The 18,519-nt window shown below is 48.6% G+C and carries 17 protein-coding genes; 11 read left to right on the forward strand and 6 right to left on the reverse strand.

The window, feature by feature from the left end:
• Positions 1 to 142 precede the first annotated feature (142 nt).
• Positions 143 to 1,816, forward strand: a complete 1,674-nt coding sequence (gene lhpI / locus ACFQ45_RS07580) for a cis-3-hydroxy-L-proline dehydratase (protein ID WP_377366399.1) — start codon at positions 143 to 145, stop codon at positions 1,814 to 1,816.
• On the opposite strand, the gene ACFQ45_RS07585 is transcribed toward lhpI, so the two are convergent.
• Positions 1,800 to 2,753, reverse strand: coding sequence for a sensor domain-containing diguanylate cyclase (locus ACFQ45_RS07585; RefSeq protein ID WP_377366400.1), 954 nt, complete (start codon positions 2,751 to 2,753; stop codon positions 1,800 to 1,802). The genes lhpI and ACFQ45_RS07585 overlap by 17 nt on opposite strands.
• A gap of 304 nt (positions 2,754 to 3,057) precedes the next feature.
• On the opposite strand from ACFQ45_RS07585, the gene ACFQ45_RS07590 reads away from it, so the two are divergent.
• The 8 genes from ACFQ45_RS07590 to ACFQ45_RS07625 all read left to right on the forward strand — a co-directional run bounded on the left by ACFQ45_RS07590 (position 3,058) and on the right by ACFQ45_RS07625 (position 12,316).
• Positions 3,058 to 4,050 carry a LacI family DNA-binding transcriptional regulator gene (locus ACFQ45_RS07590; protein ID WP_377366401.1) on the forward strand — a complete coding sequence of 331 codons (993 nt, stop codon included), beginning with the start codon at positions 3,058 to 3,060 and terminating at the stop codon, positions 4,048 to 4,050.
• Positions 4,051 to 4,092: 42 nt separating this feature from the next.
• Positions 4,093 to 5,451, forward strand: coding sequence for an ABC transporter substrate-binding protein (locus ACFQ45_RS07595; RefSeq protein WP_377366402.1), 1,359 nt, complete (start codon positions 4,093 to 4,095; stop codon positions 5,449 to 5,451).
• 67 nt (positions 5,452 to 5,518) lie between these two features.
• Complete coding sequence (locus ACFQ45_RS07600; RefSeq protein WP_377366403.1) at positions 5,519 to 6,385, forward strand: carbohydrate ABC transporter permease; 867 nt, start codon at positions 5,519 to 5,521, stop codon at positions 6,383 to 6,385.
• A 5-nt stretch (positions 6,386 to 6,390) separates the two neighbouring features.
• Entirely contained in the window at positions 6,391 to 7,350 is a 960-nt protein-coding gene (locus tag ACFQ45_RS07605) for a carbohydrate ABC transporter permease (protein ID WP_377366404.1), read from the forward strand.
• Positions 7,351 to 7,360: 10 nt separating this feature from the next.
• On the forward strand, positions 7,361 to 8,473 hold the full coding sequence (locus tag ACFQ45_RS07610) for an ABC transporter ATP-binding protein (protein WP_377366405.1): 1,113 nt from the start codon (positions 7,361 to 7,363) through the stop codon (positions 8,471 to 8,473).
• 194 nt (positions 8,474 to 8,667) lie between these two features.
• Positions 8,668 to 10,659 carry a methyl-accepting chemotaxis protein gene (locus ACFQ45_RS07615; protein WP_377366406.1) on the forward strand — a complete coding sequence of 664 codons (1,992 nt, stop codon included), beginning with the start codon at positions 8,668 to 8,670 and terminating at the stop codon, positions 10,657 to 10,659.
• A gap of 39 nt (positions 10,660 to 10,698) precedes the next feature.
• The gene (locus tag ACFQ45_RS07620; RefSeq protein WP_377366407.1) at positions 10,699 to 11,322 is read left to right on the forward strand and encodes an SGNH/GDSL hydrolase family protein; all 624 of its coding nucleotides are present in this window, start codon (positions 10,699 to 10,701) and stop codon (positions 11,320 to 11,322) included.
• Between the two features lie 124 nt (positions 11,323 to 11,446).
• Positions 11,447 to 12,316 (forward strand): NAD(P)-dependent oxidoreductase, encoded by an 870-nt coding sequence (locus tag ACFQ45_RS07625; RefSeq protein WP_377366408.1) that lies wholly within the window; start codon positions 11,447 to 11,449, stop codon positions 12,314 to 12,316.
• A 65-nt stretch (positions 12,317 to 12,381) separates the two neighbouring features.
• Here the strand turns inward: ACFQ45_RS07625 and ACFQ45_RS07630 are convergent, their stop codons facing one another.
• Positions 12,382 to 13,128: a DUF481 domain-containing protein gene (locus ACFQ45_RS07630; RefSeq protein WP_377366409.1), complete on the reverse strand. Its 747-nt coding sequence runs from the start codon at positions 13,126 to 13,128 to the stop codon at positions 12,382 to 12,384.
• Positions 13,129 to 13,367: 239 nt separating this feature from the next.
• Here ACFQ45_RS07630 and ACFQ45_RS07635 point away from each other — a divergent pair, with 239 nt between their 5' ends.
• On the forward strand, positions 13,368 to 13,880 hold the full coding sequence (locus ACFQ45_RS07635) for a M48 metallopeptidase family protein (RefSeq protein ID WP_377366410.1): 513 nt from the start codon (positions 13,368 to 13,370) through the stop codon (positions 13,878 to 13,880).
• A 27-nt stretch (positions 13,881 to 13,907) separates the two neighbouring features.
• Here ACFQ45_RS07635 and ACFQ45_RS07640 read toward each other — a convergent pair whose 3' ends face one another.
• The 3 genes from ACFQ45_RS07640 to ACFQ45_RS07650 form a co-directional block, all read right to left on the reverse strand.
• Positions 13,908 to 14,261 (reverse strand): FlxA-like family protein, encoded by a 354-nt coding sequence (locus tag ACFQ45_RS07640; protein WP_377366411.1) that lies wholly within the window; start codon positions 14,259 to 14,261, stop codon positions 13,908 to 13,910.
• Between the two features lie 114 nt (positions 14,262 to 14,375).
• Entirely contained in the window at positions 14,376 to 15,209 is an 834-nt protein-coding gene (gene yghU, locus ACFQ45_RS07645; protein ID WP_377366412.1) for a glutathione-dependent disulfide-bond oxidoreductase, read from the reverse strand.
• A gap of 154 nt (positions 15,210 to 15,363) precedes the next feature.
• Positions 15,364 to 16,029: a 7-cyano-7-deazaguanine/7-aminomethyl-7-deazaguanine transporter gene (locus tag ACFQ45_RS07650; RefSeq protein WP_377366413.1), complete on the reverse strand. Its 666-nt coding sequence runs from the start codon at positions 16,027 to 16,029 to the stop codon at positions 15,364 to 15,366.
• A gap of 205 nt (positions 16,030 to 16,234) precedes the next feature.
• Between ACFQ45_RS07650 and ACFQ45_RS07655 the strand changes: the two genes are divergently transcribed.
• Complete coding sequence (locus tag ACFQ45_RS07655) at positions 16,235 to 16,831, forward strand: DUF2057 family protein (RefSeq protein WP_377366414.1); 597 nt, start codon at positions 16,235 to 16,237, stop codon at positions 16,829 to 16,831.
• On the opposite strand, the gene ACFQ45_RS07660 is transcribed toward ACFQ45_RS07655, so the two are convergent.
• Positions 16,818 to 18,503, reverse strand: coding sequence for a GGDEF domain-containing protein (locus ACFQ45_RS07660; protein WP_377366415.1), 1,686 nt, complete (start codon positions 18,501 to 18,503; stop codon positions 16,818 to 16,820). The genes ACFQ45_RS07655 and ACFQ45_RS07660 overlap by 14 nt on opposite strands.
• Between the last annotated feature and the right edge of the window lie 16 nt (positions 18,504 to 18,519).

The raw sequence follows: 18,519 nt of genomic DNA on the forward strand, positions 1-18,519 counted from the left end.
GCTCAGCTCATAATGGTGGTTAAGTGGTCATGTCATGGTACAACGGTGGCATATTGTAATGCGACATTGGCTTCATAGTTGTGTTTCATTCTTAACTTGGATACAACATACAAAATATAACACGAACAGTTAGGTAGGATTCATGGCACGTAAAATGGTGGCAGGGGAAACACAAGGTTCCCTATTGTGTTCACAAGAAGGTTTAAGCTTTTGGGGGGGCGTGGATTCGGCTTCGGGCAAAGTGGTGGACGCTCACCATCCGCTGCACCAACAGAGTCTGGCCGGAAAGCTCGTCATGCTGCCAACCAGTCGAGGTTCTTGTACCGGTAGTGGTGTGTTGCTGGAGTTGATTCAGAATGGCAATGCCCCTGCCGCTTTGATCTTTCGGGAAGCGGAAAGTGTTCTGACCTTAGGGGCATTGGTGGCCCATTATGTGTTTGATTTGTCCTTGCCCGTGATTCGACTTTCGGCCTTAGAATTTGATCTGCTAAGCCAGCAGACTAGTGCGCACATTCAATCCGATCGCATCCTGTTTGAAGGGGGCGAAATAGGTTTGGAGCCTGCGTCAGAAGGGGCAGTACAACTGACTGAAGCGGATAAAAATAGACTCGCTGGTGGCCAAGGGGAAGCGGTTCGTATTGCCATGCAGATCTTGTGTGCCATGGCCCAGAACGAAGGCGCTACGGGCTTTTTAGATGTGTCGAAAGTGCACATTGACGGTTGTATCTATGCGGGAGATGCCTTGCGACGCTTTGCTCAAGTATTTGATGAGATGGGCGCTAAGGTCACCGTTCCCACCACTATGAACTCCATCTCCGTTGAGTATGCTCGATGGCGACAGCAGGGGATGGACGAAGGGTTTGGCGAGGCGGCCCAAGCCCTAGCCGATGCATACTTAAATATGGGCTGTCAGCCAACATTTACTTGCGCACCTTATCTATTAGAAAACCCGCCTAAGGTGGGCGAGAACATTGCTTGGGCAGAATCCAACGCCGTGATTTACGCCAACAGCGTGTTGGGGGCGCGTACCGCCAAGCACCCAGATTTCCTAGATCTCTGCATTGCTCTCACAGGCCGTTCACCCGCCACGGCTATGTACCAAACAGAACAACGCAGTGCCCAGCGTATCATTGAGATGGCGTATTTTGAGACGGTGGATGACGCCTTCTGGCCCATGTTGGGCTACTTAGCGGGCAGTTTGGCCCCAGATTGTATTCCTCTGATCCGTGGTGTGGCGCACTTATCCCCAAATGAAGATAACTTAAAAGCCCTTTGTGGTGCCTTTGGCACAACATCTGGGGCGCCTATGTTGCATGTGGAGGGCATCACCCCTGAGGCGGATCAGGTTCTGCCTGAGGCCCAGATAGTAAAAGCGGATAAAGAGTCATTGCAGCGGGTTTGGCAACAGTTCAATCCAAAGGTGGCTCCAGTTCAGTTAGTGGCCTTAGGGAGTCCGCATTTTTCGGTGTCAGAATGCCGCGATTTGGCTGAACTACTGGAGGGGAAAGCCTGTAAAGAGGGCGTGGTGGGCATGATCACCATGGGTCAAGGGAGCTTAACTCAAGCGAGAGCCGAGGGCTTGGTAGGCAAGATCGAATCGGCGGGTTTTCAGATTCACGGGGACTTGTGCTGGTGTTCTATCTCCGAGCCGGTGTTCCCTGTGGCAACCCAGACCCTAATGACGAACTCAGGTAAGTACGCCCACTATGGTCCAGGTTTGAGCCAGCGAGAGATCCGCTTTGGTAGCTTAGCGGACTGTGTGGCAGCGGCCATGACGGGCCGATCGCCTTCAAATATGCCTAGCTGGTTGGCATAACGCAGTTGCGTCCAGAACGTTTCGCCAGGTACATAGCATCGTCAACCCGTTTAAACAGGCTGTTAAAATCGTCCGTTTGGTAGCTGGTGGCCACGCCGATACTGGCGGTCACAGGGGGTAATCCCTCTGGTGATGCAACAGTGATTGCTTGACGCAGCTGCTCGGCAAACATAATGGCATCTTGTTTGGTTACATCGGGTAGCAATAGGGTGAACTCTTCGCCTCCCCATCGAGCAACATGATAACGCTGAGTGGTTAGCTCTTTCATAAGACCGGCAACATAAGTCAGTACCCGGTCACCCACTAGGTGGCCAAACTCGTCGTTGATGCTCTTGAAGTGGTCTAAGTCCAATAACAAAATGGAGGATTGGATCGTACCAGTGTTGCTTTTATGGAGGGCATCTTTGAGTAAATAGGTGAATTCGCGACGGTTCAGCAGGCCTGTGAGAGGGTCTTTCGAGACCAGCTCTTGCAATTCAAGGTCGCGACGTTTTTTCTCGGTAATATCTCGGCAAATACAGAGCAACAGAGGTTCATCGTCATAAAATGTGGTGTTGCTACTGATTTCAACATTCAGTATGACGCCATCTTTTCGGCGATGTCGCGTTTCAAAGGTAACCCCTTCAAAATCGATTTCGGTCAATAAGCGAATGATTTCGGGCTTGGAAAAATCTGCATCCCAATCCCATATGTGCATGTCATAAACTTCTTCCCGTTGGTAGTGCAACAGGTCCAGAAAAGCTTGGTTAATGTCCACAGCTTCCCCTTGCATATTCACCAAAGCAACAGGGTCACGGGTACTTTCAAATAAAAAGTGCCATGCGGATTTTTCGTTTCTAATCAGCTGTTTAATGTCCGTATCAGGTTGATCGATGGCTACGTCTTGGTGAAGTGGTCGATCTAGCTCGCTCCCTATTTCAATATCTGTTGATGTCATAAGCGGGGGCTCTTTTAAAGGGCTTGCATTGGCATTGCTTTGTGCACATGAATGACAGGTATCAAAGCAATATCTAATCTAATTAGACTAGCATTTTGTGCAAAAATCACTGTTCTGTTTTGTTATCAGCTTGCTGGGATATGTTGCGAAACGCGTCTTTTTGGTGCGCGAATAAATGTTTGCACCGAAACATTTTCGGCTTTAGCTTCTTTAAGCTCGATCAATAAATGCACACTTAGGCTTTCAATATGGGCCTGAATCATAGACAGTAAAAGAATAAGAATGGTGAGAGTGCAGAGTTACCATGTCGATAAAGGATATAGCGACGCAGCTGGACTTGTCCGTCTCTACGGTGTCTCGGGCGCTGAATGATTACCCAGATATCAGCCCTCGGACAAAAAAGAGGGTATGGAAAGCGGCACAAGCCTTAGGCTACAAGCTCAAGCGAGATGATAATACCCAATGGACGCAAACGAAGAAGTCCGTTTGTGTGTTATTGCCAAGTCATGAGTCGCAACTAATCGACCCCATTCTTTCTAAGGTGCTAGCGGGAACCCGTCAGCATCTTCAGCAACATGGCTATCTCCTGCAGGTGATAGCCCTTGATCAAGGCCGCGAAGAGTTGAGCCAACTGGAGCGCTTAATTCGCTCCGGTGATCAAGATGCCTTTCTTCTTTTACGCACGCGGGTGAATGACCCCAAAGTGCATCGTCTACTCAAGCTTAATGTGCCTTTTGTGTGTTACGGCCGAATGGAGCTAGCCCAGCATTTTGCGTGGTTGGATTTAGATAATTACCACATGGGGCGCATGGCTATTGCTAAGCTCGCTGAGCTTGGACACCACAAGGTGGCGATTCTTGCCCCTGACAAGCGTTACTTCTTTGTGCAGGAGCGTTTGCGGGGGATTGCTGAAGAGGCCGCCGCCCAAGGTTTGGTTTTGTCTTCGGATTATTGGATCGAGATGGATTTTGACGAAGAAGCTTGCTATCTCGCCTGCGTTGAGCGGCTTCTTCAGTACCCTGAAATCACAGCAGTGTTGGCCCTGACCAGTGTGGGAGCCAACAGTGCGGGAATGGCGGCACTGCGTGTTGGAGATCAACACCGGCAAGTGGCCATTCTTGGTTGTGATACGCCCTTGGATGAGCAACGGGCAAGTCTCGGCATTATTGGCTTGCAACAGGCGCCACCCCATTTGATTGGTGAGCGTTTGGCTGACATGGTGTTGGCGCGCATTCAAGGGACTCCGGTGAAAGACCTACAGGTCGAGCTGTCCCCCGGGGTTGTAACGTCTGGGTAAGCTTTGCTTACCGTGAAGGATAACAATAAGAGGAAGACGAACATGACACCTAGCAAATCGACTCTCGTTGCCAGCGCCCTAGTGGTGAATGGGCTAATGCTTTCCCCCCTTGCTGCGGCGGCCACCACGGTGGAATTTTGGACCGCACAAACCCAATCGGATCGGATGCAAACCATTCAGGTATTGGCCTCTACTTTTGAAGCCTTGAACCAAGGTATTTCCGTTAAAGTGGTGCCCGTAGATGAGAACGAGATGGCCACGCAAATGGCGGCCGCAGTGGCGGCAGGCACTCAGCCTAATCTGATTGAAGTGAACTCAGAAATCATCATGGCGTTTGGTGAGGAAGGCATCGTGGATGCGGATCTGCACCAACAAGTGCTGAACGATATCGGCGCGGAACGTTTTCATGAAGGGGCGCTGACTTCCTTAAAATCCCCCAATAATACCTATTACGGCCTGCCGTACCATGGCTGGATCCAAGGTATCTGGTATCGCACGGATTGGTTCGAAGAGGCCGGACTGGAGCCGCCGACCACTTGGGAAAGCATCGAAGCCGCGGCTGAGGCTTTGACAGACCGTAGAGCGAATCAATACGGCATCCTTGTCGGTACTAAACAGGACAGCTACACGGAGCAGGTGTTTACTCAACTGGCACTGTCCAATGATGCGCAACAATTCGATGCTGAAGGGAACTTGGTGTTTAACAGCCCAGCCATGCTAGAAACCCTAGAATTTTACAATCGTCTGGCGCAATACAACCCGCCGGGACCACAAAACTGGCGAGCCCGAGATTATTACATGCAGGGCAAAATGGGCATGTTCTTTTACTCGTCCTACATAATGGATGATCTGGCTTTGGCGGAAGTGGCCAAAGGCTCTTTGACAGCGGAGAACTTTAAAGATTTGGTGGGGGGTACCTTTGACCCTGAGTTGGTTAAGAAAACCGGCTTTGCGCCCATTATTACCCACAAGTCGCCGTCGTCTTACGGCACCATCTCTGGGTTAGTGGCCTTGGACGCTGGTTCAGATGAGCAAGCGCAGGCTACGGCTAAGTTTATGGAGTTCTTGTATGAACCCGCCAGTTACATCAGCTTCTTGCACATGGCTCCGGGTGGCATGAACCCCATGTTAAAAGGCATTGCCGAAGATCCTGTGTACTTAAACGATCCTAACGGTGTGTTTGAACTATACGGTCCTGAGAAGATGACTCAGATCGTGTCAGGGTTTGAGGACATTCGTTCCTTCTCCGTAGTGGAAGGACGCACCTTCCCGAAATCAGGGGAAATCTTCTCCAAGTCTGTGATTCCCCGCATGGTCTACAGCGTCGCCATTGAGGGACAAGACCCACAAGCTGCCTTGGATGAAGCAGAGCAAGAAATGCAAGCCATCGTCGGCGAATAAACCATTTGTGAGTTAGAGCGCCCTGCACCCCTCGGGTGGGGTGGGCGCTCATTACAAGGAGGTCGTTATGTCTTCGGTATTGAAGCAAAACGAAGCGTCGTTAGGGTTGAAGTTGATTGCACCTGCGGTGGGCATCATCGGCTTGCTGGTGTTGTACCCGATTCTGTTCAACATTTATCTCAGCTTTTTCGACGTGCAGCTCAACGGGGAGAAAACCTTTGTTGGGTTTGAAAACTACAGTGTTCTGTTAGGCAATGATCGCTATTACCACTCCATAGGCGTATCCATCATTTATCTGATTGGTACTGTGTCGGGCACCACCTTATTGGGGCTTGGGGCGGCTATTCTGATGAATCAGGAATTCCGCGGGCGCAATATGGCTCGGGGCTTGATTCTGCTGCCTTACTTCGCTCCTGTGATCAGTGTGGTGTTTGGTTGGCAGTTCATCTTTGATCCAGTGAACGGCATTTTTAACCATCTCGTGGTGGATGTGATGCAGCTGACTCAGACACGCACCAACTGGATTGGAGAGCCGGATTCCGCTTTGTTTGTGGTGATTCTATTCGATATTTGGAAGCACTTCCCTATCGCGTATTTGTTGCTACTGGCCAAATTACAAAGTGTCCCCAAAGAGCTTTATGAGGCGGCCGCGATTGATGGGCAAAATGCCCTTGGGCGCTTTTGGCACGTGACCTTGCCGGAGATTCGTTTTGTCCTTGCGACTGTGATTCTGTTGCGGGTGATTTGGAATTTAAATCGCTTTGAGGATGTGTATCTGCTGGCGCCTAATGTTGAAACACTGCCCATATTTACCTACTACCAAGCCTTCGCTGGCATTGTGGATCAAGGTATGGCCGCAGCGATTTCTGTTATTCAACTGCTGGTATTGGTCGGTTTGATCTGGCTATACGTTCGCAAAGTGCTGAAGTGGTGATGACAATGAACAGACGAACACCTTTGCAATCGGTGATTCTGTATGGGCTGGTTTTGCTGCTCGTATTGTTTTGCCTATTTCCATTTTTACAAATTTTATCCACCTCTTTGAAACATCCCATCGACTGGGGGAACCCTTCTCTGATCCCCAGAGTATTGCATCTGGATGCCTACAAAGAGCTTTTGGGGTTGATGCCCGCCCAGGAAGTGGAGGTGCCCGCGAGCATTCAGAGACTGCTGGAAAACCCTGCTTTATCGGATGCCCAGCGGCAGGCGATCCTAGCCAAATTTACGTCCACTGAGAGCGTCTTTCCGTTTGGGCGTTACATGTTGAATACCTTCGTGATTTCTTTTGTGACGGGTATCTGTGCCACCTTTTTAGCCTCTCTTGCTGCCTATGCTATCGCTCGCTTACGGTTCCCCGGTCAGTCCTTGATGGCCAACGGGGTTTTGTTTGTGTACATGGTGGGGGGCGTATTGCTGATGGTGCCCTTATATCAAATGAGCGTGAGTGTGGGCTTGGCTTCTAGCTCTGCAGGGACCATCTTCAGCTTGTTCTTGATCTATTTGATTCAGACCATGCCGGTGGCCATGTATATGCTGGGGAATTACTTTCGCACCATTCCCTTTTCCTTAGAAGAAGCGGCCATGATGGATGGCTGCTCTCGGGTGGAAGCATTCTGGCGAATCATTTTGCCCCTCTCTAAGCCCATGTTGTTTACCGTGTTTATCTACTGTTTTGTGATTGCGTGGAATGAGTATTTATTCGCGTCAGTGTTTTTGAAACAGTACCAAGATTTCCATACCTTGCCGTTGGCATTGCAAACCCTGTTTACCTCTAAAAACGCCATTTGGGACCGCATTATGGCGGCGTCTATGTTGACCCTATTGCCAGTGGTGATTTGCTTTATGTTGGCTAATCGTTACTTGTCAGGGGGCTTAACAGACGGCGGTGTAAAAGGATAAGGAGCAGATTATGAGTTCAGTCATTCTTCGTAATGTGAATAAGTCCTACGGCAACTTGCCGATTGTTAAAAATCTAAATTTGGAAGTTCAGGACGGGGAGTTTGTCGTCTTAGTTGGCCCCTCAGGCTGTGGCAAAAGCACCACCTTGAGAATGGTGGCAGGGCTGGAAGACATCACTTCTGGGGAAGCGCAAATAGGGGGCAAAGCGGTGAATGATCTGCCGCCCCATAAACGCAACATCGCCATGGTGTTTCAAAACTATGCCTTGTATCCCCACATGTCAGTACGGGAAAACATCGTATTTGGTCTGAAAAAGTCCGGGGCCGATCAAGGGACCATTAAGTCCCGTTTGGACGCAGTTTCCGAGATGCTGAAGCTGGAGCCCTACTTGGATCGCAAACCCTCGGATTTGTCCGGCGGTCAGCGTCAGCGGGTGGCCATGGGGCGGGCATTGGCTCGGGATGCGGAGGTGTTCTTATTTGACGAACCTTTGTCTAACCTTGATGCCAAGCTACGCCATCATATGCGCACAGAGATTGCGCGGATTCAGCATCAGTACAACATGACCGCCATTTATGTGACTCATGATCAGGTTGAAGCCATGACCTTGGGAGACCGAGTTGTTGTCATGCGGGATGGTATTGTGGAGCAAGTGGGTACACCCATGGAAATTTATCTGCAGCCCTCTAACACCTTTGTGGCGACCTTTATTGGCTCTCCGGCGATGAACTTAATCGAAGCCAAGGTGGAAGGGGAAGAGTTGGTGATCGATCAGTATCGATTGCCAGCCGCCAAAATTGGTCATGTGGATATGGCGACGTTAGCCAAACATGAGACGGTGTTGGTGGGGATTCGCCCTGACTTTTTCGAAGATGCCACCTTGCATCCTGCGGATGAAGACAGTTTTCAGTTTGAAAATATCACCATTGATTTGGTGGAGAATCTTGGGTTTGATCAGGAAACCTTATTTAAGCTGGGAGGCGAAGATTGCAAAGCTCGTCTAGACTTAAGGTCACATCTAGATCGGGGTGTGTTGAGCACATTACAGGTGAATTTGGAGCGGGTGCTTCTGTTCGACACTGATCCCCAAGGCATGTTGCTTAACCCAGGTCATCTGGGGTAAGCGGCATAAAAGCGTGCGGCGAGCGCTCTGTGCTCGTGCGCACGCGCTTTTCCAGCGCTGGCCATCTCTCTGGCAGGGTTTTGTTATTGTTCTTGCGACACTTTTTTAGAATTGTGCTACAACTTATATAACCCCTTTCAAAGAAGCTCTGCTTCTATGATCCTTCTCAAATGTGTTGGGAGATCTGCACACCTATGAAACCTGCATTAATGATTCGTCAAAAAATCAGTCTTGGTTTAGCTGCCATCATAGTATTGGCACTGGTTGTTATTTACTTAGTCGTGGAAGGCAAGGTGAAATCAGACCTCATTGAAGAGCGTCAAATTCAGATTCAAGCGAGTCAGCAGGGACTCATCGATTTGCTTGGAGCTAAGCTAGATCAGGTCCAGTTGTTGACCAGTTCTTTAGCGCTGAGCACCAGTGGTTTGCCAAAAGATGTGGACCTGTTTAAAAAAGTCTTTCCGCCCTTGATTGATAACCATGGTGATTCAGCCATCGCGGGTGGAGGTATTTGGCCTGAACCTAATGCGTTTACCGCCGGTGTGGATCGTCGTAGCTTTTTTTGGGCGCGTAGCGACAGTGGCGTTGAGCTACTGGAGGATTACAACGACCCAAACGGTTCTGGATATCACAATGAAGGCTGGTACACAGTTGGACGTAATGCACCTTTGGATCGCTGTAGTTGGTCAGAAGCTTACACTGACCCAGTAACCAAGATTCCTATGGTCACCTGTACGGTGCCCTACAAGCAAAACGGTAAGTTTGCCGGCGTGGCCACCGTAGACATGATGCTAGACGGTATCGGCGACATCTTGAAAGAACACGGCCAAGAGCATGAAGGGTATGTGTTTGCTCTGGACGCGCAAGGACAAATGCTGAGCTTTCCTGAAACGGCGGCTAAAATCGTAAATCCGGACGACACCATGGTGACAGCAGCGGATTTGGCGAAGAAGCTCCCTTGGATGGCGGGCGTATTAAATGCGGCTAAGACCCTTAAAGGCTCCACCTTGATGGAGATCGAGAACGACGGCATTTTGAATGAAAAAACCTATGTGGACTTGGTGAAAGAGCCTAAAACTGGCTGGACCATAGGCCTTGTGGTGCCCCGTGGTGTGATGACAGAAGTGGCTCAAAGCATGGGCATCTTTATCATGCTGGCGGTGGGCGGATTGCTCATAGTCGTTGGCATTGCCGCGTTTGTATTCTTCAGAAGCCTACTTACTAAGATCGAACAAACCACATCACAGATTAACATGCTGGTGTCCGGCGATAATGCTCAAGAGTTAGAAGAAGGCACGCTTAATGAGATAGGTGAGTTGCGCCAGGCGGTAAATGCTTATGGCGGCAAGCTGAAAATGCTGCTTACTAGTATTCACGCAGAGTCCGCCAAATTGGTGGATGATGCGGGCAAGTTGAAGCTATTTAGCAATGAATTCCTCAATAAAGCCAACAGCTTGAGTGATGAAAACCTGACCTTGGCAGCGGCGACCGAAGAATTTGGCTCTACCTCAGCAGATGTGGCCATGTATTCCAACGAAACCAAAGAAACCGTGGAGCGGATTCACCAAGACGTGCGTAGCAGTGGCCGTGAGATGTCCGGTGTTATTGATACTATGCGCTCCTTGTCCAATACCATGGACAAGGCTCAAAACAATATCCTGCAACTGGATGAAGACAGCCGCAAAGCTCATAGCATGCTGGGTGTCATTCGAGACATTGCGGAACAAACCAACTTGTTAGCCCTGAACGCCGCCATTGAGGCGGCCCGAGCAGGGGAAACAGGCCGTGGCTTTGCTGTGGTGGCGGATGAAGTGCGTAATCTGGCCGCGAAAAGTGAAAGCTCTGCGGTGGAAATTGAGCAGGTGCTAAACCGACTACAGGAAACGTCGAAAGAATCCGTCAGCTCCATGTCTTTGGGACAAGCGGAGACAGAAAAAGCCGTGAACAATGCCGAGTCTACGGCCCAGCACCTTCATGATGTGGTGAATGCCTTCTCACAAATAACGGATCAGGCGACCCAAATCTCTGTTGCTGCTAACGAGCAGCAGAAAGTCTCTAGCGACTTGAGTGAGTTTGTGGCCCGTTTACAAGGGCTGACCAGCAGTAATGCGGACGACTCTAACCGTTTAAGTCGTATGAGTGAGGAAATAGATGCGATCGCGAGACGTCTAAACTCCCTGAAATAATGACGGACATTGGGCTTGGCTTAACCAACGGAGGTCTATATGACAACAGTACTGTGTTATGGCGACTCATTAACTTGGGGCAGTGTTCCCAATGGTGGTCGTTTCCCAGCCCATTTACGTTGGCCGCAATTGTTGCAGCAAGAGCTAGGTGAGTCCTATCAAGTCATTAATAATGGCCTTCCGGGTCGTACCACAATTTGGGACGACCCCTTTCGGGAAGGTCGTAACGGTCTCACTTATATTCAAGCAGCGTTGGAGATTTTTGGCCCGGTCAAAGTCTTGATCATTATGTTGGGCACTAATGACCTGAAACGTTATTTTAACGTGGGGGCTTATGAAGCGTCTAAAGGCGTTGAAAAGATCATCCAGCGGGCTCGTTTGCCATCGGATGTGGGCTTTCCTTATCCCGAGATCATTGTAGTAGCTCCACCGAATATTCATGACCCGAAAGGGGAAATGCGGGACGTCTTTGCCGGCGCAGAAGAAAAATCCCAGTTCTTTCATCAGTACTATCAAAATGTAGCAGCGGCCAATCATTGTGAGTTTCTGAATGCAGCAGGCTTAGTGTCTGCTTCCACTGTGGATGGCGTGCATCTTGATTCAGAAGCTAATCAGCAATTAGCCCACGCTTTACTCCCTAAGGTGACAGGTCTAATTAAATAAGCCATACAGTGACGATTAGCGTCACACTGATGGCATCTGTATGGGTAAATTTGCCTGTCTTTGTCCCTCGTATGTCCTTGAATAATTGGTTACGCTAACACCAAGTCACTCAAGGAGTATGATAATGAAGGTGAGTTTTTTAGGATTAGGCACCATGGGATACCCTATGGCGGGTCATGTGAGCAAGGCTGGCCATGAGGTTGTGGTGTACAACCGGACAACCAGTAAAGCTGAAAACTGGTGTGAAACCTATCAAGGGCGTGTCGCGGTGACCCCTGCTGAAGCGGCGGCACAAACAGACATTGTGCTCACCTGTGTGGGTAATGATGACGACCTGCGCTCTCTTTACCTCGGTGAGCAAGGTGCTCTCACTCAAGCCAAGCCAGGCACCCTTTTTATCGACCACACTACGGCTTCCGCGGAAGTTGCAAAAGAGCTGCATGCAGCAGCCAAAGCAGCGCAATGTGATTTCATTGATGCCCCTGTATCCGGTGGTCAAGCTGGTGCGGTTAATGGTGTTTTGACAGTCATGATTGGTGGCGACCAAGCCTTAATTGATCGTGCCCAGCCAGTGCTGGATTGTTACGCCAAAGCGGCGACTCGCATGGGCGATGTGGGAGCTGGTCAAATGGCGAAAATGGTCAACCAAATCTTAATTGGTGGTGTGCTGACGGGACTGTCAGAAGGCATTCGTTTTGCTCAGAAAGCAGGGTTAGACATTGAAACCCTTGTAGACACCTTGAAGTTCGGTGCGGCAGGCTCTTGGCAGCTAGAAAACCGTGGTCAGACCATGGCGAAAGATGAGTTTGATTTTGGTTTTGCCATTGAATGGATGCATAAGGACCTAGGCATCGCTTTGGCGCAGGCTGATACCATGGGCTTGAAGATTCCCCATACTAAAGCGGTAGATGACGCTTATCAGGGATTGATGGCAGAAGGGCGAGGTCGTCAGGATACGTCCGTGTTGATTAAGTCTTTGGATAAAGACCAGTAGGACTCTTAAGGACTTGAGATGTAAACGCGCAATCAGACCATAGGCTTGATTGCGCGTCTTGTGTCTCAGAAAGAGTACAGCACTGATACAGTGGTTTCTGTATCTGTTTTTTCTGTATCTGCTGGAACATCAGATGTATGTTTGATGCGATAAGCTAGCTTCATGGCAAGATCATTCAAGATGTTTGCTTGGATTGCAGAAACGGATTCGTTAACGGTGCTACCGCCGCTCGTGCTAATTTCCGAAGTTAAATCCTGACGAAATAGGGAATTGGCTGTGAGTTTGTTTTCATAGGTGGCCGCCAGGCGGACGAAGGAGCCACGATCTGATTTCCCGTCAGGGTCTATGTCTCTGTCGATGCCGTAATCACGGTATCCTACTCCAGCGGAGGCTTCCAAATAAGAGCCGTCCGCTTGTTGCCAGAAGCGATTACCATAACCGGTGGAAACAGAGCTTTGATGACGGTAGCCACCGAAGCGGTCACGGTCATAGGTGCCACGGACATACCAGAACTCTTCTGTGTTGAATTTGTAGTTGCTCTGTACCGACCCCGAGTATTTTTCCGCAGTAGTGTCATCATCAGCGCTGCTGAACAAAGAACTTAGGGAGTAATCGGTACGCCATTTTAGGGATTCTTGAGTGATGGCGAGTCGACCATTTAGGTTGTTGGTATCTGAGTTCCCAGAGGTGGCGATGTAACCAAGTTCTGCGGAGCCGGAGATAGGCTTTGGATCTACGACGGGTTGGTCGGCTGCATAGGCTAGCGGCGTCGCTAGCAAAGCAGACATGACCGGTATGAATACTCGTTTCATGGTTCATGGCCTCTTTGAGTCGGTGTGTTTATAGGTTCTTAAAAAGCTATCACACAGACCTTCATTTCGAGAGGCATCTGCTAGGACATTGCATATTCCAGCGAATTTTCCTAATTAGCGCCTGAATAGATAGGTAAGTTTGCTAAAGCTGCACTTTGGGTTCTTATTTAGTCGCTAAGTAAGAAAACGGTCATAATACAGTGAATGTTTAACCTTTAGGTCATTAATGAAGAGTGCCTATGATTGAGTCACCCCAATACTTGAATGCTTATCCAGTGGATATTCAACAGCGCGTAATCTCCATGCTGGAGCAAGAAAAGACAGGGGCTTGGTTGCTAGGGAAATACCCCAAACGTCATGACATTAATGGCGCTCAGGCGCTGTTTGACTATGGCATGGGGATTAAAAATCGCTACATGAAAAGTTCGGCTCCGATCAGTAAGGTAGTCTATGACGATAAAATTCATGTGATTAACAATGCCCTTGGGTTGCATACTTTTGTCTCACGGGTGCAGGGCAGCAAGCTAAAAGCTAAGCATGAAATCAGAGTGTCAGCGCTTTTTCGCAATGTTCCTGAGCCTTTTTTGAGAATGATCTTGGTGCACGAGCTCGCTCATCTGAAAGAAAAAGCCCACAACAAAGCCTTCTACAATCTGTGTTGCTACATGGAGCCGGATTACCATCAACTAGAGTTCGAGCTAAGGGTGTATCTTTGCCATAGAGATAGGTTTGGAGAGCTTTGGACTCTTTAAGTATGAGTTAAAGAGTCCAAATGCTGATTAAGCATAAGCATCAACTGATTGGCCCAACGGGTCATCAGGATCTTTTTCACTAACGGTAGCCTCTTCGTCTTCTTCAGAAGATGAGTTGGATTCCTGCTGCTTGGCTTTTTGGGCCTCTTGCATTTCAAGTTGAGTGATTTGTTGTTGTAGCATTTGAATTTGTTGCTGTAACAGCTTTGCCTGCTCTTCATCTTCCTCTGTTTTATCTGTACTCGTAGAAATAGTAGTAAGCTCCTCTTGAAGCGTTTTTACTTTCTCCTTAAGAGTATCAATCCGAGATGACGATGATGATTGAGAAGCGCTACTGCTTTGGCTAGTGATGCTACTCAGATTCATTGAGACGCTGCTCATAAAAAACCTCCTTGAAATGTGTTGGGTCATACTTTGTTAAGTATCGACACATTTTTCAGGAGGCTTAAGCATTTTTACTTAAATTTACAAAAAGTTGATTTGGTCAACCAAATGTTAATTTAAGTCATCAGCGCTATGGCGTTCTAACACGCTTCCATCACCCCAGTGATTGACTCGGATGCCTCGTTTTACGGCGGGACGTTGGTCGATCTCTTCTGCCCAGCGTTTAACATAGGTGTAGTCTTCCACTTGTAGGAATTCTGCGGCATCGTATAAACGTCCCAGTACCAGCGCCCCATACCATGGCCAGATGGCAATGTCGGCAATAGAGTATTCGTCCCCAGCCATGTATTTATGCGTTGCCAAGTGCTTATTCAGTACATCTAACTGGCGCTTAGCTTCCATGGCAAAGCGGTCAATTGGGTACTGCATTTTACGTGGTGCGTAGGCGTAAAAATGACCAAAACCACCCCCGATGTATGGACCAGAGCCCATTTGCCAAAACAGCCAGTTGCGGCATTCTGTTTTCGCTTTTAAATCCTTTGGCACTAGGGCATCAAACTTATCGGCTAGATATTGCAGGATGGAGCCAGACTCGAATACTCGAAGCTCTGGGGACTCTGAGGTATCCAACAGGGCTGGGATTTTAGAGTTCGGGTTAATGTCCACGAAGCCAGATGAGAATTGTTGACCCTCGTTAATGCGAATGGGGTAAGCATCGTACTCCGCCTCTTTTATTCCTAGCTCCAGCAGCTCTTCCAGCATGATGGTGACCTTTTGGCCGTTGGGTGTCGCAAGGGAATGAAGTTGCAGCGGATGTTCACCACGGGGGAGTGCTTTTTCGTGGGTTGGGCCGGAATAAGGGCGGTTGATTTTTGACTGCCCTGCTTCGCTTTCAAGATCCCATTTCCAAACCTTTGGTGGTACGTATTCGTTTTCAGAACTCATAAGACCCTCCTAGTAAGATCCATAAATTAATCTGTTACCTATAGGTATAGAGACTAAGGGCTGGGCTTTAAAGGGACATAGTTTGCAGTGAATGAGGAACGCAAGGTACTGGAAGTAAAAAAGAGCACCTAAGTGCTCTTTTGAAAGTGATTTATTAAGCCTTTGCTAAGGAAAAATCGGGCTTCACATGGGTGATTTTTTTGATGATAAAAGCTAATAAAACCCCATACATAGGTATGAACAACCCAAGACTAATCAATAACTTAAATCCGTAATCTGCCCAAGCAATGGCTTGCCAATGTTCGGCCATGAAGGGATCTGGGCTTTGGTAAAAGGCAATACCGAAAAACGCTAAGGTATCCAAACCATTACCAATGACAGTCGAAGCGGCAGGGGCGACCCACCAACTGCGAAGCTTGCGTAAACGGTTGAACACATGCACATCTAGGATTTGTCCCAACAAGTAAGCCATTAAGCTGGCCACCGCAATACGGGCCACAAAGAGATTGAATTCACCGAGTGCCCCAAACCCTTGGAATTGACCTTCGTAGAATAGAACCGATAGGCCATAGGATGCTGCCAAGGATGGTAGCATTACCAAGAAAATAATCTTACGTGCCAGTGCTGCACCGAATATGCGAACGGTCAGGTCAGTGGCTAGGAAGATAAATGGGAAGGTGAAGGCACCCCAGGTCGTGTGGAATCCAAACACTGTGAATGGAATCTGTACCAAGTAGTTGCTGGATGCGATGATCAGTAGGTGGAAGGCAACGAGATAACGCAGCGCCTTGCCTTGCTGCTCAGGGGAAAATTGGCTCATTTTCAGACCTTTTTGGTTAGTTTGGGGTAAGGGAACCCAAATAGAAAGTTTCACTTTCTTTGGCGAATCTATTGTAAAAACTGTGTAGTCAAACAACGGCGGGTGATTATACATTAACCACTAAGTGTGTCTAGTTCACACTGATGGCAGCCAAGCAGTTCAGGAAGGAAGCGCCTGCCAGATCTTTGATTGAAAGGAGTTACCCATGATGTACTGCAAACGATTGTGCCTAGTATTGGCCGTTTTTTTATCCTCCGTTGCTCAAGCGGGCTCTTTAGGTGTTGAAAAAGATATTGAATTGCTCACATTGGATGGTGTAGCAGTGAAAGAGAACTATTGGATCCCACGCTCGGTAAAGTCTGGGGAGCACCAATTGGTGTTTCGTTACGCTAAGCGCTTACAAGACGGTGGGCGAGAAGTGGATTATAAGACACCACCTTTGCTGATCACTCTTAACATGTTGTCCAGTGATGACATTGTTGTTTTGGCTCCAGAGTTAAACACCAAGAGCCAGGCGGATTTATATCTGACAAACAACCAATTTTGGCGCGTTAAATACAAGAACGGCACGGTAAAAACAGTGAAGTTTGAGGTACTGAGCAAAGAGACCAATTTGCCAAAAGAGTCGATTCATACCTTGGTGGCGGAATACAATAAAACCCACCAAAATGAATTTGTCCCTGCGCAACCAGAACCTACGCCAGAACAAACGAACGATTTGTTGCGTTCCGTCCAGTTACTGTATATCCAAGCCAATGAAACTCAACGGGAAGAAATTCGCACTTGGATTATGAATCAGTAGTATTCAGAGTTACCACATTGGCTCGACCATGGGCTTTCGCTTCATACAGCGCTTGGTCTGCCAATGCGATGACTTTTTCAGAGGTGTCTTCCGCCGAAAGCTTGTCAAAATAAGCGATACCCACACTGATGGTGATGTGCTGTTTTGGGGAGCGGGTATGAGGTAATTGGGCATCGACCACCCCCTTCAATAATGCGTGCCCCAACTTGTTAATCTGGGCTTGGGTAACGCCTGCTGCGGCAACGATAAACTCTTCCCCGCCGTAGCGCGCTAACATCCCTTGATTAGCCCCCACTGTCGTACGCAGTATTTTTGCCACCTGTTGCAAACACAAGTCCCCGGCTAAGTGGCCATAGTGATCGTTGTAGCGCTTAAACCAGTCTATGTCGATCATCAGGACACCAAAGCTCGACCCTTTGTCTTTGGCCGTTGGCCAAGTGGCACGCAACCAATTAAAGAATGAGCGACGGTTGGCGGTGGCGGTAAGTTCGTCAGTATTACTTTGTTCGTGTAAGGAGGCATTCAGCTTACGCAGCTTTTGATTCGCTTCTTCGGCTTGGTGCTGTGCTTCTTGAGCTTTTTGATGGGATGCTTGGTTCGCTTCCACAAAGACTGAAAAGGCTTTCCCAATAATGGAAATTTCATCTTGCCCCGATTGGGGGATAGGGACGGGCTCTCCTTCCACATGTTGCAGCATGACGCTGCTGAGTCGGTTTAGACGTTGAATCAAAATGCGCTGAATGAGCCAATATGCCACACCGATTAGGAGTAGGAATATCAAACAAAATCCTACAATCATTTTTGATACCGACTCAATATGGCGGCTGTGTTCAAGTGCGGCGGTATCGGCTTCGGATTTTACGTACAGATAGAAATCATAGCTTGCGCCACTCAGGCGCTGGGCATAGAGGCGTGTTTCTCGCATGGCGGCTAAGGTACGCATACGGGTCTGATCAATGTTCATTTTAAGAGAAAGCGCTTGGGACGCTAGATCTTGAAGCTCAGCAATAGTCTGCTGTTGAGCTGGGTCATCGGTTCTGAAAGCAGCTAATTGTTCCAGCTGGTAGGTTACATCCCGAGTGCGTCTAGAAAGCAGGCCAGGGCTGTCAGCTCGCAGCATGAACAATAATGCGCTGGTCGTATCAGAAATATAGGGCGTCAGCTCATTACGCACATCGGTAAAAGGGGATGGCTGCAATCTAGCAAGGCCACGTTCGATATCTCTAAGGCGCAGTTCTTGTCTGAGCTGTTGCTCAATCATTTTATAAAACGCCAGTATTTGCTCGAAATAAGGTCGAGTGAGGGTGTCAACACGATCGATTAGCTCGGCTTCCCGATCGCTGTGTGCCACCAATGAGTCCCGCGCTACGGTAAAGATCTTGGTAATGTCCGTTTGCAGTACGTTGGCGTCGATCTTCCCAAGTCGCTGGGTGACGGTTTTTTCCATGGCTTGGGTGGCGATCAGCTCCGCGTCTCGAGACAGCTCTGCTGCTAGCATGGCACGGTCATAGTAAGTTTGGGTGATGGCGTTAAATTGTTTGGTTTGTTGCTGTAATGTCCAGATCCCAAAGCCAGACGCCACTAGAAAGAAGACGATAATGCTCAATAACACAATGTTCAGACGTAAACCTATTCGCTGTGTTTTGGATACTTTGAAATCGTCTTGGATCATTCTAGTTAATCACTTT

Origin of the sequence: Rhodanobacter aciditrophus (assembly GCF_042679525.1) — a bacterium.
Classification (GTDB): domain Bacteria; phylum Pseudomonadota; class Gammaproteobacteria; order Pseudomonadales; family Marinomonadaceae; genus Marinomonas; species Marinomonas aciditrophus.

Bases quoted from the DNA above. Each gene is read 5' to 3' on its own strand.
- lhpI (WP_377366399.1), top strand. From the start codon at position 143: ATGGCACGTAAAATGGTGGCAGGGGAAACACAAGGTTCCCTATTGTGT.
- ACFQ45_RS07585 (WP_377366400.1), bottom strand. From the start codon at position 2,753: ATGACATCAACAGATATTGAAATAGGGAGCGAGCTAGATCGACCACTT.
- ACFQ45_RS07590 (WP_377366401.1), top strand. From the start codon at position 3,058: ATGTCGATAAAGGATATAGCGACGCAGCTGGACTTGTCCGTCTCTACG.
- ACFQ45_RS07595 (WP_377366402.1), top strand. From the start codon at position 4,093: ATGACACCTAGCAAATCGACTCTCGTTGCCAGCGCCCTAGTGGTGAAT.
- ACFQ45_RS07600 (WP_377366403.1), top strand. From the start codon at position 5,519: ATGTCTTCGGTATTGAAGCAAAACGAAGCGTCGTTAGGGTTGAAGTTG.
- ACFQ45_RS07605 (WP_377366404.1), top strand. From the start codon at position 6,391: ATGAACAGACGAACACCTTTGCAATCGGTGATTCTGTATGGGCTGGTT.
- ACFQ45_RS07610 (WP_377366405.1), top strand. From the start codon at position 7,361: ATGAGTTCAGTCATTCTTCGTAATGTGAATAAGTCCTACGGCAACTTG.
- ACFQ45_RS07615 (WP_377366406.1), top strand. From the start codon at position 8,668: ATGAAACCTGCATTAATGATTCGTCAAAAAATCAGTCTTGGTTTAGCT.
- ACFQ45_RS07620 (WP_377366407.1), top strand. From the start codon at position 10,699: ATGACAACAGTACTGTGTTATGGCGACTCATTAACTTGGGGCAGTGTT.
- ACFQ45_RS07625 (WP_377366408.1), top strand. From the start codon at position 11,447: ATGAAGGTGAGTTTTTTAGGATTAGGCACCATGGGATACCCTATGGCG.
- ACFQ45_RS07630 (WP_377366409.1), bottom strand. From the start codon at position 13,128: ATGAAACGAGTATTCATACCGGTCATGTCTGCTTTGCTAGCGACGCCG.
- ACFQ45_RS07635 (WP_377366410.1), top strand. From the start codon at position 13,368: ATGATTGAGTCACCCCAATACTTGAATGCTTATCCAGTGGATATTCAA.
- ACFQ45_RS07640 (WP_377366411.1), bottom strand. From the start codon at position 14,261: ATGAGCAGCGTCTCAATGAATCTGAGTAGCATCACTAGCCAAAGCAGT.
- yghU (WP_377366412.1), bottom strand. From the start codon at position 15,209: ATGAGTTCTGAAAACGAATACGTACCACCAAAGGTTTGGAAATGGGAT.
- ACFQ45_RS07650 (WP_377366413.1), bottom strand. From the start codon at position 16,029: ATGAGCCAATTTTCCCCTGAGCAGCAAGGCAAGGCGCTGCGTTATCTC.
- ACFQ45_RS07655 (WP_377366414.1), top strand. From the start codon at position 16,235: ATGATGTACTGCAAACGATTGTGCCTAGTATTGGCCGTTTTTTTATCC.
- ACFQ45_RS07660 (WP_377366415.1), bottom strand. From the start codon at position 18,503: ATGATCCAAGACGATTTCAAAGTATCCAAAACACAGCGAATAGGTTTA.